We start from the raw sequence: 15,609 nt of genomic DNA on the forward strand, positions 1-15,609 counted from the left end.
AGTCCTGTAGTATTTAAGAACATATTAACATTCCCATAGGCTTCTTTCCTGTACCATACCCGTAAAAATTCATAAAAACAACCTATTTTTGCAGGCGGAATACCATTGAACTCATCTTGACTTTTGTGATTGAAGCGAACCTGCCTGCCGGCAGGCAGGAAATAGAGATTTTTGCTTCAGATGCAGGCTTTTTTGCTCCCGATAATTATCGGGAGCATAGCCATAGCTACGGAGCAAGAAAAAGGCGAAATCTGGAGTAAAAAGATCATTTTGTAGCCAATTAGAAAAGTCAAGATGAGTTCATAGTGTAAAACTACACGTAAATAAGTTGTAATGACAGACTTCCTCAAGAAAACGCTCTTCTCCACCCGCTTAATGGCAATTTTGTTTGTAGTGTTTGCCACAGCGCTGGCCTTTGGCACGTTTATCGAAAGCTGGTACAGTACTACCACAGCACGGATTTGGATATATAATGCCTGGTGGTTTGAGACCATTATGGTGTTGCTTATGATCAATTTCGCCGGAAATATCGTGCGCTACAGGTTGCACAAACGCGAAAAATGGGCAGTACTCTTGTTGCACATATCTTTTATAATCATCATTCTCGGAGCCTTTGTTACCCGTTATATCAGTTACGAAGGCGTAATGCCCATACGGGAAGGGGAGACCTCCAATACCTTCCTGTCCGATAAAACCTATCTCACCGCATATATAGACGGGAATATCGACGGACAACCCATGCGGAAGTCCATGAAAGAAGCCCTCCTGGTATCCCCGGAAGGCATACTTTCCAGGCTTCCCTGGCGATCCGATTTTAACGGGCAGCCCTTTACCGTTTCCTATGCCGGGTATATCAGCGGTGCCGAAGAAGGACTTGTACCGGACGAAAACGGGGAGGAATATCTCCAGATAGTAGAAGCCGGCGGAGGTACCCGGCACGACCACTATATAAAAAGCGGCGAAGTGACCAGTATTCACAACGTACTTTTTGCCCTCAACAAACCTACCAAAGGAGCCATCAACATCAATACACAAGACAGTTCGTATACCATATCCACTCCTTTCGAAGGGACTTTTATGCGAATGGCAGATCAGTTTCAGGACAGTGTGGTCAAAGACAGCGTCCAGAAATTACAACTACGGTCTTTATATAATGTAGCGGGAATGCAGTTCGTATTTCCCGAACCGGTGGTAAAAGGAACATACGATATTGTAGAAGCCAAAGATAATGCCAACGCCTCCCAGGACGCCCTTATCCTGGATATCGCCACCAATGGCGAAACCAAACGCATAAAAATACTCGGAGGTAAAGGAATGGCAAAAGAACCCCTGACTACAAGTGTAGGCGGACTGGATTTTCATCTTTCTTTCGGCTCCGTAGAAATAGAGTTGCCTTTCAGCATTAAACTCAACGATTTTATCGCGGAAAAATATCCCGGTACCGAAAAAGGATATGCCTCTTTTATGAGTAAAGTTACAGTAAATGACGAGCGGTCTTTTGATTATGATATCTATATGAACCACATTCTGGACCACAAGGGATATCGCTTCTTCCAGGCCAGGTTCGACCCGGATGAAAAAGGGACCGTATTGTCCGTTAATCACGATTTTTACGGTACCTGGATTACCTATATCGGTTACTTTCTGCTGTACACCGGGCTTATCGGTATTCTGTTCTATGGTAAAACGAGATTTAAAAGTCTCGGACAGATGTTAAAAAAGGTGAAAACCGAAAAAGCCAAAATGGCAACAGCCATAGCCCTGCTTTGCAGTCTCACCGCTTTTGCACAACAGGAGCAGGCAGAGACGATCGATGCACACATGCACCAGGAAGATCATACACATGCCAATGTATTGCCCGCAAAGGCACAGATAGATTCTGTAATAGCAGCTACCTCCGTAAGCCAGGAGCATGCGGACAAGTTCGGTAAACTGGTAATCCAGGATGACGGTGGCCGTATGAAACCCGTAAATACTTTCGCGTCCGAATTACTCCGGAAGATCAGCAAAAGCAATACCTATAACGGACTGGATGCCGATCAGGTTTTTTTATCCATGCTGCAAAATCCGGCTGCCTGGTATAATGCGGAGATCATATACATGAAAAAAGCCAATGACAGCCTGCACAGGCTTATTGGCGTAGAAGAAGGAACAAAATATGTGAGGGCCATAGATTTCTTTGATGAAAAAGGAAATTACAAACTGGCACCATATCTCCAGGAAGCATATGCAACCAATGTACCTAACCAGTTCCAGAAAGAATTCAAAGAAGCAGACCGGCGCCTGGCATTGCTGAACAGGGCATTGGGAGGGGAGATCCTCAAAATTTTCCCGCTTCCGGACGATGAGAACAATAAATGGATATCCGCGGTAGATTTCAGGACCCGGCAATATCCTATTGAAGATTCTCTTTACGCCAATTTTATAGATAAGTCCGTAAGCCTTTACCTGATATCCCTCAGGCAGGCCATAAATACCGACGATTATACCGAGGCCGATAAAATACTCGGGGCTTTTGAGAAAAACCAGGAAAACTTCGGATCGGAAGTATTGCCTTCCGATCGTAAGGTAGAAGTGGAGGTGCTTTACAACAAAGTGAATATTTTCGAGCAGTTGCTCATATGGTATATGACAGTCGGACTGGTCATGTTCTTTTTTATCGTACTGCGTATATTTTACGAGAACAAGTTTTTAAAGACACTTGTCTTCACAGGTAAGATAGCGATCATTATACTTTTTGTATTACACACACTCGGACTCATAGCCCGTTCGTATATTTCCGGACATGCCCCCTGGAGTGATGCCTATGAAAGCATGATTTACGTGGCCTGGGCCACCATGCTTTTCGGACTGATATTCGGACGGAAATCCGATCTTACGATGGCTTCCACGGCTTTTGTAACTTCCATTATCCTTTTCGGAGCGCATATGAACTGGCTGGACCCGGCCATTGCCAACCTGCAACCCGTACTTAACAGCTACTGGCTGATGATCCACGTTTCCATTATTGTGGGAAGTTACGGTCCCTTTACCCTGGGAATGATACTCGGTGTGGTAGCATTACTGCTTATTATACTCACCAACGACAAGAACAGGAAGAAAATGGACCTCCATATAAAAGAGATTACGCTGATCAACGAAATGGCGCTTACCGTAGGTCTTATTATGCTAACCATAGGTAACTTCCTGGGAGGACAATGGGCAAACGAAAGCTGGGGGCGTTACTGGGGGTGGGACCCAAAAGAAACCTGGGCACTTGTCAGTATTATGGTATACGCCTTTGTAGTGCATATGCGCCTGGTTCCCGGCCTTCGGGGCAGGTTTGCATTCAATTATGCCAGTATTATAGCATATGCCAGTATTATGATGACCTATTTCGGGGTGAATTTTTATCTCGTGGGGCTGCATAGTTACGCCAGCGGAGACAAAGTGATAACCCCGGATTTCGTGTACTATTCCATAGTGGTTGTCGGACTATTAGGGGCGATAAGTTATTGGAAATACAAAAAATATTATAAGGACAGTAACGGTAAAAAAATATCAGGACAGTCATAAACCGGCTAATAATCCGGAACTTCAATAAAAGACTTTAATATTGGAGTTGTTTAGCCGGGTATTCGGCTATGTGGTTCCCTAATGTGGAAGAAATACCCGTAGCGTTATAAGAAACGAACTTTACCCGGTGGAATCCGGATGTAAAAGTTCGTAGAACCCCGGAGTTTCCACCGGGAATCCCCTGAAAAACATTCGTATATTCGTGGCTAACCAACTCAAAACTAAAAAACTCCACGATTAAAAAACACCAAACTGCAAGGTTTGTGCAGTGAATAATGTTAACTTTACAGTTAGCTACCATGGATTTTGGATTTGAATTACTGCAAATCACATCTAAAAACAACCGTTTACCCCATACTGCCCCACATTGTATTCAGGATTTGAACAGTTTTGTAATTATTAAAACTGCTTTGAATTATAATCATTCATTAACTAAAATCTTTTAATTATGAAAACTTTAGAAAGCTATGGCGTTCAGGAGATGAACGTTGCTGAATTACAGGAAACAGATGGGGGTATCACATTCAATCAGGCCTATCACGACTTCCAGCAAGGCGGGGCACATCTGGGTTTAGGTGCCGCAATGCTCATTTCAGGAGCCTGGGCCGGTATCGCTTTGACACCTGCACTTATCCTGAATTCTTTGGGAATGGGCAGTTTGCTTGGCGGTCTTAACCTTAATTTCTGAATTTAAACGGGTAAATAAATGCCCTGTACTTTCAAAGAAACCGGGCATAAATTAAACGGGTTTATTATCAAAAACGCGGGAAGTTAAGTTAATATTTTAAGAGCCTTGTAAAGGCATGTTCAAGGCCGTCTAACGTTACAGACGGCCTTTTTTATTGGTTTCAGGAACAGCTTAAACCATGTTTTAGTACTCTTTATAGAGTCATCCGGATCGCTTAGGCTTCTGAAAAGTTATAGTTTGGGGTAGCCCGATAACTAAAAAACAACGAAGTTCCGCAGGCCCTTGTTTTTAACACGAATACATTATATCCCGGATTTACAATACATTTTTTCCGGAATACGCTTTATTCCTTATACCGTTTACATCGGTTTTCTCACGCCATTCACATCAGGTAAAAGTTTTTCACCGGCTTAATGGTATCCGGAACCTCCGTTTCGTTCAGCATTTGCCGGAGGTTTATTTCTATGGTTCGGGCAATGGAGGTTACCGGGGTATCCGTAGGGAGGTTTTCAAAAGGGTCCTGCAGGTAAATAGCTGTTTTTTCGATAAGAAAAAAAGCTATAGCTACCGTAATCACCAGGGGTATCTGTACAAAACCGAGATCATCCACCAGTGCAAAAGGTAAAAGAAGAATGAACAAATACAGAATAAGGTGAACAATAAGACTGTACGTGGCAGGAAACACCGTATTTTTAATACGTTCCGCCTTTCCCATGGAGTCACAAAGTCTTGTCAGGGTTTCGTCAATCTGCACCTGTTGATAGGAGTTGACCCATCCCATCCGGAAGGCCTTTTTCAGGTCGGAAGCATGCAATTGCAGCATGGCATTAGGTACATTGTCCTGTTTGCCCACCCGTTCCAGTTCTTCTTTAGATAAGAATGCCCTGGCATCCTTCAAAGGCTCCTGCTTGCGTAGCGATCTCCCCAGGGCATAGCACCATGCCATTTGCCGGTACACCATTTTCTGTACCAAAGCAGAAGCCTCCCCGGCATCCTCCCCTTCAATACGGACAAAACCCAACAGTTGCCGGGTCAGTGAACGCGAATCGTTGACAATGGCACCCCAGATTATCCGCGCTTCCCACCAGCGGTTATACGACTGCCCCGTACGGAAAGCCAGGATCAGGGAAATAGCAGTACCCAAAATGGTAGGAATAGCCAGGGGGATAGCAATGCCCCCAACATGGAGAAGTTCGTCAGCTATACCGATAATAAAAGACAAAAAGGAAACAAAAATGATCTCGGAACGCGTTTTCCTGAAGAGAAACCTCAGGGGGATCTTGTTGTTCAGTAGCATGAAAATGGGTTTTCTTAAAAAGTAAACAGGTTTCAAATTAATCCTTTTTTGCGGATAATTTGCTATAAAGCACGCTTTTTATTGTTTGAAGGTTCTTCCCCCCCTTACCGCGAAGCATATAGAAAGATAGAAACCTGCCATACCTATTTTGCAACTTTATGTTGTATTATTAGAGTATATGATAAAATTAGTTTTTCAGTGAATTGTCGGAAAATCAGTTCTACCCGGACCATTTCGACTGGGCCCAATGCATTACCTAAAGGAAAATCTATCCGGATTGAATTTTGTCATGCACTAAGGTTATATTCAGTTAAGCATAATTAATATTCCCGTACCTGCGGTTACAATTCTTTCCACTGCGGATAATATCCTTATACCTGTGTAGATACTTCTTGTTCCTGCGGATGATATTCTTATACCCGTGTAGATACTTCTTGTACCTGTGGATGATATTCTTATACCTGTGTAGATACTTCTTGTACCTGTGGATGATATTCTTATACCTGTGTAGATACTTCTTGTCCCTGTGGATAGTATTCTTATACCTGTGTAGATACTTCTTGTCCCTGCGGATGATATTCTTATACCTGTGTGGATACTTTTTGTTCCTGCGGATGATATTCTTGTACCTGTGCAAATACTTCTTATCCATACAGATAATACTCCTGTACCTGTATTAACAGATCTTTCCCCTGTCTGTTATGTATCCTTGTCCTTTAGGTTTGAAAATTAAGGTTCCGGGATATTTTTAATACGTTGCGCATTGAGGAGAGAAGCCGTGGTCATAAAAAATAACCCCAGAATAATCCAGCTGAAATATACATTGGCATCCAGGAGCAGTCCCACCAAAAACGGCCCCAGTGCCGTACTCAATACGACGAACATGGTGTAAAGGCTTCTTATAATTCCCAGTCTTTCTACCCCGTAAAGTTCAGCGATAACAGCAGTGGTGATAGCCCCGGAAGCCCCGACGGAACATCCCGCAAGGATGAGGAATATCAGAGCGCCTATAATACTGTCCATAAAAGCAAGAGGAAGCAGGCCTACAGTTATGGGAAGCAGGTATACCCGGAACATCTTTCTTGCCGTAAACTTGTCTACCCACAGTCCGCCCATCAGGGTCATGGCAAAACGAGTAATGGCATAGGCCGTAAAAAAAGAAGCATACAGGGAGACCGACCAGCCTTTGTCCGCTACAAATACATATTGATAGAAAAAGAAAGAAGTAGAAGTAAAGGCCACCACAATGCTTGCAGGCATCATAATGTAGAGTTTCTTTTCCGAAAGTATTTTCAGGTAATCCTTCGCAATGGCTACGGACGTAGGTTTAACATTTCCTTTTTCCTTAGGATTAAAATGCGATAGTTTTACGAAGCGGAGCCTTACCAGGTATAAAAGTAAAAAGCATCCGGACGCAATAGCCGCTACCTCATAGTCATACCAAAGGATAAGAGTGGAGATCACGATAGGGAAGAAGGCTTCACCGATAGAATAGCCCAGGGCAGAAATACTCAGGGCCTTTCCTCGGTCCGCTTCGTAGTAGCGGGACATTACCGTCATACTGATATGTGTCATCCATCCCTGTCCCGTAAGACGCAGCCCTATTACGGCCACGAACAACAAGGCGATATGGTAGTGCGAAATACCAAGTATAAAACAGGAAACCGCAGCACCGATAACCGTAATAGCGGTAACCGTTTTTACAGGTTTATGATCTATAGAATGCCCTAAGGTGAGCATAAGGACAGAGGAAATTATGGTACAAATAGCATATATCCCCCCAAAGGTACCTTCGGAAATGCTAAACGCCTTCAGGATTTCCGGAACGTAAAGTGATATCAAAAAAGTCTGCCCGAAACTGGATAAAAAAGTCAGCACCCAACCAAAGCTTACTTCCCTGGCATTGTGTTTTAAAAACAGGTAAAAATCTTTCAAAATACAGCAATTTTTTGAGGTTTCCCTTAAAAAAGGACAAAGGTACGACATGTGTATTGCGCAATGGGGAAGCCACCACCAAAACTCCCACCTTCTTTAATTTGACGGTTTTCGCAGGATATCCCTTCCGCTATACGAAAGCACAGCGATCATAGCCCCTACAAAAGCGATGAGTAAAAACGAAGCCCGGAGATTGAGATGTTCGGCAATAAACCCGATAACCGGCGGACCGAACAAAAAACCGAAATAGGCAATGGTAGAGACCAGGGCCAGGGATATACCGGGAGGAAAATTCTTAGACCTCCCCGCCATAGAAAAGGAGAGAGGTATCACCGAAGAAGTGCCCGCACCAACCAGTAAAAACCCGACTGTAGCAAAAATCACGGAAGGAAAGAGTACAGAAAGCAACAGCCCGAAAAATATCAGGATACCACTGATTTGAAGTAACCAAACCGCCCCGAAACGCTGGGTAAAATGATCCGCTACAAAACGTCCCGTAGCCATAGTGCTCATAAAAGCAATATATCCCAGGGTAACCAGTCCGGCATCTACATTTACAACTTTGTCAAAATAAACACCGCTCCAGTCAAACATACAACCTTCGCACATCATACCGCAAAAAGCTATGGCCCCGATGCGTAATAACAGTTTGTCCGGTCTCTTCAATACCAGTCCTTTACTGTCCCCGGTGTTTACATCTTCCGTAAGCATATTGCGGTAAGCAAAGAAGATAATGAGCAGGCTAACACAAGATATAGCGGTAAAATGAGAAAAAGGATTTATCTTCAGATCTATCATCCCCGCGCCAATAGCCCCGCCAACAAAACCCGCAAGGCTCCATAAACCGTGAAAAGAAGCCATAATTGTCTTTCCGTAATGGAACTCAACACCTACGGCCTGGGTGTTTACCGAAATATTAATAAGATTGCCCACCAATCCGAAAAGAGCAACAGCGCCAAGCAGTGCAATTGTGGTTTCCGCAAGCCCGAGTAATGGTAATACGCATCCGTATAATATAGCGGAAATAACAGCTACCTTACGACTGCCAAAACGATGCACCAGCCATCCCGCCAACGGAAGAGCAGCCAGGGACCCCGCAGGAAGCCCGAGCAGGAGTCCGCCCAGTTCACCCTCCGTAAGCTGTAGCTTATTCTTAATATCCGGTATACGGCTGGCCCAGCTGGCAAAGCAGATACCACTCAGAAAAAACACTGCACTTACCGCTACTCTTCTTTTAAGGTTGATGTTCATTGTTGTCAGTTTTTTAATACTTAGTTGAGAAGCTATGGACTTTACTCCCCGTATCCCCTAAAGGAAGTCTATTTTTTATGAAACCACACTTCCCCCTTGAGGGGGATAAAGGGGGTGCCCTCTCCCAGACTCCAATGACTCCAAAACTCCCATACTCCAAAACTCCCATACTCCAAGACTCCAAGACTCCAAGACTCCAAGACTCCAAGACTCCAAGACTCCAAGACTCCCCAACTAATCCTCCGCAAAGTTCATAAAAATATTCCCTGTCTTAAACCCGTAATTTGTTAAAACAAAAAAAACTTTCGACTATTTAAAAAAAAGTATTTAATATTGCAGCATTATGATCATTCCGAAATTATATTAATAAGATGACAAAACCGGCCTGGATACAGGCGGATATTTTGTCGTGGTAAGCATACTTCTTCGCTTACCATATTTTTTGCTTTAAATTTTATTTGTCAGACCATATAATTTCGGAGACGATGCGTTCACATTCCAAAAATAAATACAGGAAGTTTTTTAAAAACCTTAAAACCGCCCTTACCGGTAAGGAAACGGATTTTACCAGCGGAAGTATCCGCAAAGCCATTTTTATGCTGGCCATTCCTATGATCCTCGAAATGATGATGGAGTCGGTTTTTGCCTTGGTAGATATTATATATCTTTCCCGTGTAAGTGTCAATGCCGTGGCTACCGTAGGGCTTACGGAGTCGGTAATTACCCTCTTATATGCGGTGGCTATAGGCCTGAGTATGGCCGCTACGGCAGTAATAGCCCGCAGGGTAGGGGAAAAGAACACTAAAGGAGCTAAAGAAACCGCCGTACAAGCCATTGCTCTCGGGGTAGTAATTTCTATCGTTGTAGGAGTTATCGGGGTTTCCTATCCCAAAGAAATACTCAGCATAATGGGAGGAGAACCCGACCTTATAGAAGAAGGTTTCGGGTATACACGGATATTGATAGGAGGTAATATAACCATATTCCTGCTTTTCCTTATCAATGCCATATTCCGCGGTGCCGGAGATGCCTCCGTTGCCATGTGGGCCCTGGCATTGTCTAACGGACTCAACATTATCCTCGACCCTATCTTTATATTCGGGTGGGGGCCTGTGCCTGCATACGGTGTAGAAGGAGCAGCTATAGCTACTACCATAGGAAGAGGAGTAGCAGTTCTGTTCCAGTTGTGGATATTGTTCTACGGATGGAGCAGGATAAAATTGCAACTATCCGACCTGGTGCTAAGAGGGCAGGTTATGTGGAACCTGGTAAAAGTATCTTTAGGAGGCATAGGACAGTTTCTTATAGGGACCTCCAGCTGGGTGATACTTATGCGCATTATGTCCGAATTCGGCAGTGAAGTACTCGCCGGGTATACCATCTCCATCCGGGTAATGATGTTTACCATGATGCCTTCCTGGGGGATGAGCAATGCCGCGGCAACGCTGGTAGGCCAGAACCTGGGCGCCGGCCAGCCCGATCGGGCGGAACAATCCGTCTGGAAAACCGGGAAATACAATGCTATTTTTATGCTTACGGTGTCCCTGGTATACCTGGTATTCGCCAGGTATATCATAGGCTGGTTCAGCGATGATATAGAGGTGATAAAGTACGGCAGCCTTAGTTTACAGGTAGTGGCGGCCGGATATATCTTTTATGCCTATGGCATGGTGATTACCCAGGCATTTAACGGGGCGGGAGATACCAAAACCCCCACGATCATAAATTTCTTCTGTTTCTGGGTTTTCCAGCTGCCTTTTGCCTATCTGGCAGCTATGGTGTTTCATTGGGGACCTGTAGGAGTATACCTGGGCATAACGATTGCAGAAACCTTGATTGCTATCATGGCGCTGCTATGGTTTAAAAAAGGAAACTGGAAGACGGTAAAAGTGTAAATGACATAAGGGGGCAATGTTTATAAAGAAGATTCCCGGATACGATGCCCCTATGATCTGTATCCGGGTAATATCTCACTTCATTGCAGTATCTTGTGACAAATACGAGAATAGCCGCATTACAAGGCCGGTGCTTTGCAAAACATTTGTATTTTTGTGTTTATTAAGTTTAAAAATACATTTTCAAAAAACATATTATGAGTTCATACGATGTAGCCGTTATAGGCTCAGGTCCGGGAGGATATGTTGCAGCTATCCGCTGTGCACAACTCGGGATGAAAACAGCAATCATTGAAAAATATTCCACCCTTGGAGGAACATGCCTTAACGTAGGCTGCATCCCTTCCAAAGCGCTCCTGGACTCTACGCATCATTACGATGATGCCGTAAGACATTTTGAGGAGCACGGTATCGAAATTCCGGGAGAAGTAAAAGTTAACCTGGAAAAGATGATAAACCGTAAACAATCTGTGGTAGACCAGACCTGTGCCGGAGTAAAGTTCCTGATGGACAAAAATAAGATAGATGTTTACGAAGGTGTGGGAAGCTTTGCCGACAGTACGCACATAAATATCAAAAAAGCAGATGGCGGAGAGGAAAAGATAGAAGCTAAGAATACCATTATAGCCACTGGTTCCAAGCCCTCCACACTTCCATTTATAGAAATAGATAAAGAAAGAGTGATCACTTCCACGGAAGCGTTGAAGTTGAAAGAGATACCCAAACACCTGGTAGTTATAGGTGGCGGTGTCATTGGCCTGGAACTCGGGCAAGTGTATAAAAGATTAGGAGCCGATGTTTCCGTGGTGGAATTCATGGACAGGATTATTCCTGGCATGGACGGAGCCCTATCCAAAGAACTTACCAAAGTATTGAAAAAACAAGGATTTAAGTTCTACACCGGGCACAAAGTAAAAGAAGTGACCAGGAACGGAAAGAAAGTAACTGTGAAAGCCGATGACAAAAAAGGCAAAGAAGTAGTTCTGGAAGGGGATTACTGTCTCGTTTCCGTAGGGCGCCGTCCTTACACCGATGGCCTGAATGCTGAAGCTGCCGGGGTAAAACTGAACGAAAGAGGACAGGTAGAAGTTAACGACCACCTGCAAACCAGTGCATCCAATATCTACGCTATAGGAGACGTCATCAAAGGAGCCATGCTCGCTCACAAAGCGGAAGAAGAAGGTGTTTTTGTAGCGGAAACCCTTGCAGGACAAAAACCGCATATCGATTACAACCTGATCCCCGGGGTGGTTTATACCTGGCCGGAAGTAGCGGCGGTTGGTAAAACAGAAGAACAATTAAAAGAAGCAGGAGTAGATTACAAAGTAGGCCAGTTCCCTATGCGCGCCCTCGGAAGGTCCAGGGCCAGTATGGATACGGACGGATTTGTAAAGATACTTGCAGATTCCGCTACGGATGAAGTACTCGGCGTCCACATGATAGGTGCCCGTATGGCCGACCTGATAGCCGAAGGAGTAACTGCAATGGAATACAGGGCCAGCGCGGAAGATATTTCCCGCATGAGTCATGCCCATCCTACCTATGCCGAAGCAGTTAAGGAAGCAGCCCTCGCTGCTACCGATAACAGGGCATTGCATGTATAATATATAAGTGATGTGTAAAAAAGTAAGGCCTCAAATTGTTTTGAGGCCTTACTTTTTTATGGTTTTTGGTGCCGGTCAGTCCACCGGGGTGCCAATTTCGTCAATCTCATCGCGGCTATCTAGCGGAATGATATGAGCATAAATAGTATAATACATAGAGTACATGAACGGAAAGGTAAACAAGATACCTATGCAAAGAGCAACAAATCCTATCATAATAGCCAGACCCGTAACAATAAGGAGTCCGAGGATAACAAGCGGTTGTTTGGAGACTAGCTGAATACTTTTTTGAATAGCATCCATGGCTTTCAGATCGGCAAAAATGATAAGCGGAATGGCCAGAAATGTAAAAAAGGAGATGATGTAGGAGATTATAGTTCCGATAAAAGGGAGCAAGGAAATAACAGCCCCGGCCACGGTAAGCAGGAATGATGCCAGGAACAGCTCTTTAAGGTACACACCTTTATAATAATCGAAAGCGGTGGATATGGAAAAATCCTTCCCGGTCTCTGCCAGGTGTGCCATCCGTATAAGGCCGGCACTTACAGGTGATAGAACGGCACTGATGGCGGCAATAGATATGGTATAGACCAGAATAACCAGAAAAGAAGAATTCAGGTTGACCTGCAGCAGGGTTTCCGACAGGCTGCCAATCCCGAAAAGACTGGAAACAACGGCCGTGATGAGGACGACCAGAATAACACTTACAATAAGCAGGACCACCCCCGCCTGTAAGGCAATTTTCTTGTAGTTCTCGAAAGCTTTTTCAAATACAGGACTAAATTCCAGATTATATCCTCTTTGGAGGACATGATGTAATTTCTCTTGGGTAAAATTCATTTCAAATAATATTATTTTATCCGTACCAAGATAAGGTTTTCAACCCATTCCGGATTAATTCACAAGCGATATTTATTCGCAGTCCCGTTATCGGGATGCCCCAAAATAGTTGACTTTGGAGAACAGGGATAAAAAGAATGATAAAAACCCTGTGGGAGGGGTTTTTGCGGGAATTTAGCTTTTGATCATGCTGAGTGCAGAAAGGATCTTTACTTTTAACTTCGCAAAAAACGATGTGGTTTCCCTGTAGCTTTGATAGAATCCGGAAACGATTTCCTTCTTCAAAATTGTCTTTTTTTCCCGGATGGCAGGTTTAATCTTATTATAGAGGAAAGACAGCCAGGTAACAGTAGCCATAAACAGTACAGCCCCCGGAATGACGATATACGGATTCAGAGAGTGATGGAATGGCTGGTAAAGCCCCAAACCAAAAAAACTTCCGTATAATATGATGTAGTGTATAACGTAAATAGAAAGCGTATTTTGTCCGATGGATATCACGGTCCGGGAAGTCAGTATATTCCGTATAAGCATAAAAACGGTAAATAGGATAAGGACATTTCCGAGCCTGGCAAACAAGGCGTTGTTCAGGTAGGCGGGAGAGCAGAAGAAGATCAGTGCACTACCTGCAACCAGGCATGTCCGGATAGCAACGGGATACAGGTTCTTTTTCTCCCTGTATTGACTGAACAATACCGACATAAACGCTCCGAAAGCGGCATAACCCAGCCAGGGCACTATAGTAAATACCGATCCGTTGGCCATGGTAAAGTAATTGGCGATCAGTTTCGGGAAAAAACTGTAATCCCACGCGGAATACCACGGAAACAGAGAAAAGAGTAACAGAGTACTGCCCGCCAGCACCAAAGGCATCACAAATCGCCTGGCTTTATGAGTCAGCAGGTAGATGCCCACCAGGAACAGGATGGAAAGTCCTATACAATGCAGCACGTCTACCCGGTAAAAGTTATCGTATATTTCTCCTTTAAACAGGAATCCCTTGAAATTGAGTCGCAGAATATATCCCAGGCCTATGAGCATAAGCCCTCTTTTTATGCCCTTCATCACCCTGGGATTGGCCCAGCCCGTGAGTTCTTTCTGGCGTATGAGAAGATACATGAAAATAAATCCGGCCACGGTAAAGAAGGTAGGGGCCGTAATCCCCCGATTGTATTTCCAGACAGCGAAGAAGGCATTGGATGTGTCCCGGAAGAGAGGATCCAAAAGACCATCTGTAAAATGGCCCTGTAACATCATTAAAATGGCCCAGGCCCTCATGGCGTCTATAAAATATAACCGGGAAGTCTTCTCCATAGATTACTTTTTGAGTTCAATAGGTATATACTCCTAAAACAGTGCTTTTGGATTTTTCCCCGCAAAAATAATACAAATTACCTGGCTCTTTTCAGGTGCCTGTTCCATTTCGCATCTCTTACCCGAAGCCCTAAATTAAACAGGCAGATCAACCGGTGGTGGTATTATATCGCCGTAATTTTTTCTTTATGGCCCGTTTTACCGTATTGTACTGAAACGACAAATAACTGATCATGATCATAAACAATAAAGCTCCCGGTATCACAATATAGGGGGGAAGGGAATGCCGGAATAACTGAAAACTCAATCCGAAAACACTTCCGTACAGCACAATATAATGTATAACATAGATAGAAAGGGTATTTTGGCCTATGGCAATCACGGTTCCGGAGGTCAGTATATTTCTGCACAGCATAAAAACGGCGAATAAAACAAGCACATTGCCCAGCCAGGAAAACAGGTTATTGTGAAGATAAGGTAAGGAAAACAACCATATGAGGAGAAGTCCCGTACCCAGGCAAATTGCTATGGCAATAGGGTATAAATTCTTTTTTTGTTTATACGTATCGAACATTACCGCCATAAAAGCACCGAAAGAGACATAACCGAACCAGGGGAAAATAGTAAATACGGAGCCGTTAGACCTGGTGAAGAAGTTAGCCAGCATTTTCGGAAGTACCGTGTAGTCCAGGCCGTAATACATTGGAAATAAAGCAAATAATACTACCGTGGTACCCAATAGTGTAAGAGGCATCAGGTATTTCATTTTCCGGTAACTTACAAGGTAGATCAGGATAAGCAGCAGAACAGAAACCCCGATACAATGTAATACCGATACCTGGTAGAAAGATTCGTTTATAGTGTTTTTCAGAAAAAAGGCCTCAAAGTTCAGGCGCAGGATATAACCTAGCCCAATAAGCATCAATCCTCTTTTTATGCCTTTCTTTACCCGGGGATTGTCCCATCCCGTGAGCCCTTTCTGCCGTATGAGAAGGTACATGAAAATAAATCCGGCCACGGTAAAAAAGGTGGGGGCGGTTATTTTCCGGTTGTATTGCCAGATCATAAAGGCGAGACCAGACGAGTCCCTATAAGAGTAATCCAGTAAGCTGCCTATAAAATGTCCCTGCAGCATCATTAAAATAGCCCAGGCCCTCATGGCATCTATAAAATATAAGCGGGAGCTATTCTTCATATAACATATACTGTCAAAAACCGGCTTTTGGATTA

11 protein-coding genes are annotated in these 15,609 nt (G+C 43.9%); 4 read left to right on the forward strand and 7 right to left on the reverse strand.

Features of this window, described 5'->3' with window-relative positions:
• The first annotated feature begins 333 nt into the window (after window positions 1-333).
• Window positions 334-3,555 carry a cytochrome c biogenesis protein gene (locus ACVBDU_RS00870; RefSeq protein WP_447177893.1) on the forward strand — a complete coding sequence of 1,074 codons (3,222 nt, stop codon included), beginning with the start codon at window positions 334-336 and terminating at the stop codon, window positions 3,553-3,555.
• A 448-nt stretch (window positions 3,556-4,003) separates the two neighbouring features.
• Entirely contained in the window at window positions 4,004-4,243 is a 240-nt protein-coding gene (locus ACVBDU_RS00875; protein WP_447177894.1) for a hypothetical protein, read from the forward strand.
• A gap of 382 nt (window positions 4,244-4,625) precedes the next feature.
• Here ACVBDU_RS00875 and ACVBDU_RS00880 read toward each other — a convergent pair whose 3' ends face one another.
• From ACVBDU_RS00880 to ACVBDU_RS00895, 4 genes are all read right to left on the reverse strand, one after another.
• Entirely contained in the window at window positions 4,626-5,540 is a 915-nt protein-coding gene (locus ACVBDU_RS00880; protein WP_447177895.1) for a bestrophin family protein, read from the reverse strand.
• A 310-nt stretch (window positions 5,541-5,850) separates the two neighbouring features.
• Complete coding sequence (locus ACVBDU_RS00885; RefSeq protein WP_447177896.1) at window positions 5,851-6,192, reverse strand: hypothetical protein; 342 nt, start codon at window positions 6,190-6,192, stop codon at window positions 5,851-5,853.
• Window positions 6,193-6,269: 77 nt separating this feature from the next.
• Window positions 6,270-7,475: an MFS transporter gene (locus tag ACVBDU_RS00890; RefSeq protein ID WP_447177897.1), complete on the reverse strand. Its 1,206-nt coding sequence runs from the start codon at window positions 7,473-7,475 to the stop codon at window positions 6,270-6,272.
• A gap of 96 nt (window positions 7,476-7,571) precedes the next feature.
• On the reverse strand, window positions 7,572-8,726 hold the full coding sequence (locus ACVBDU_RS00895) for an MFS transporter (RefSeq protein WP_447177898.1): 1,155 nt from the start codon (window positions 8,724-8,726) through the stop codon (window positions 7,572-7,574).
• A 485-nt stretch (window positions 8,727-9,211) separates the two neighbouring features.
• Here ACVBDU_RS00895 and ACVBDU_RS00900 point away from each other — a divergent pair, with 485 nt between their 5' ends.
• Both ACVBDU_RS00900 and lpdA read left to right on the forward strand, forming a co-directional pair.
• Window positions 9,212-10,621, forward strand: a complete 1,410-nt coding sequence (locus ACVBDU_RS00900; RefSeq protein ID WP_447177899.1) for an MATE family efflux transporter — start codon at window positions 9,212-9,214, stop codon at window positions 10,619-10,621.
• 197 nt (window positions 10,622-10,818) lie between these two features.
• The gene (gene lpdA / locus ACVBDU_RS00905; RefSeq protein ID WP_447177900.1) at window positions 10,819-12,225 is read left to right on the forward strand and encodes a dihydrolipoyl dehydrogenase; all 1,407 of its coding nucleotides are present in this window, start codon (window positions 10,819-10,821) and stop codon (window positions 12,223-12,225) included.
• Window positions 12,226-12,300: 75 nt separating this feature from the next.
• Here lpdA and ACVBDU_RS00910 read toward each other — a convergent pair whose 3' ends face one another.
• The 3 genes from ACVBDU_RS00910 to ACVBDU_RS00920 form a co-directional block, all read right to left on the reverse strand.
• Window positions 12,301-13,065 carry a DUF2189 domain-containing protein gene (locus ACVBDU_RS00910; RefSeq protein WP_447177901.1) on the reverse strand — a complete coding sequence of 255 codons (765 nt, stop codon included), beginning with the start codon at window positions 13,063-13,065 and terminating at the stop codon, window positions 12,301-12,303.
• 174 nt (window positions 13,066-13,239) lie between these two features.
• Window positions 13,240-14,379, reverse strand: a complete 1,140-nt coding sequence (locus tag ACVBDU_RS00915) for a heparan-alpha-glucosaminide N-acetyltransferase domain-containing protein (protein WP_447177902.1) — start codon at window positions 14,377-14,379, stop codon at window positions 13,240-13,242.
• A gap of 148 nt (window positions 14,380-14,527) precedes the next feature.
• Entirely contained in the window at window positions 14,528-15,574 is a 1,047-nt protein-coding gene (locus ACVBDU_RS00920) for a heparan-alpha-glucosaminide N-acetyltransferase domain-containing protein (RefSeq protein ID WP_447177903.1), read from the reverse strand.
• Window positions 15,575-15,609 lie beyond the last annotated feature (35 nt).

Source organism: Sinomicrobium endophyticum (assembly GCF_052983315.1).

Excerpts from the sequence above, each read along its gene's own strand:
- ACVBDU_RS00870 (WP_447177893.1), top strand. The coding sequence starts at position 334 with ATGACAGACTTCCTCAAGAAAACGCTCTTCTCCACCCGCTTAATGGCA.
- ACVBDU_RS00875 (WP_447177894.1), top strand. The coding sequence starts at position 4,004 with ATGAAAACTTTAGAAAGCTATGGCGTTCAGGAGATGAACGTTGCTGAA.
- ACVBDU_RS00880 (WP_447177895.1), bottom strand. The coding sequence starts at position 5,540 with ATGCTACTGAACAACAAGATCCCCCTGAGGTTTCTCTTCAGGAAAACG.
- ACVBDU_RS00885 (WP_447177896.1), bottom strand. The coding sequence starts at position 6,192 with ATGGATAAGAAGTATTTGCACAGGTACAAGAATATCATCCGCAGGAAC.
- ACVBDU_RS00895 (WP_447177898.1), bottom strand. The coding sequence starts at position 8,726 with ATGAACATCAACCTTAAAAGAAGAGTAGCGGTAAGTGCAGTGTTTTTT.
- ACVBDU_RS00900 (WP_447177899.1), top strand. The coding sequence starts at position 9,212 with ATGCGTTCACATTCCAAAAATAAATACAGGAAGTTTTTTAAAAACCTT.
- lpdA (WP_447177900.1), top strand. The coding sequence starts at position 10,819 with ATGAGTTCATACGATGTAGCCGTTATAGGCTCAGGTCCGGGAGGATAT.
- ACVBDU_RS00910 (WP_447177901.1), bottom strand. The coding sequence starts at position 13,065 with ATGAATTTTACCCAAGAGAAATTACATCATGTCCTCCAAAGAGGATAT.
- ACVBDU_RS00915 (WP_447177902.1), bottom strand. The coding sequence starts at position 14,379 with ATGGAGAAGACTTCCCGGTTATATTTTATAGACGCCATGAGGGCCTGG.
- ACVBDU_RS00920 (WP_447177903.1), bottom strand. The coding sequence starts at position 15,574 with ATGAAGAATAGCTCCCGCTTATATTTTATAGATGCCATGAGGGCCTGG.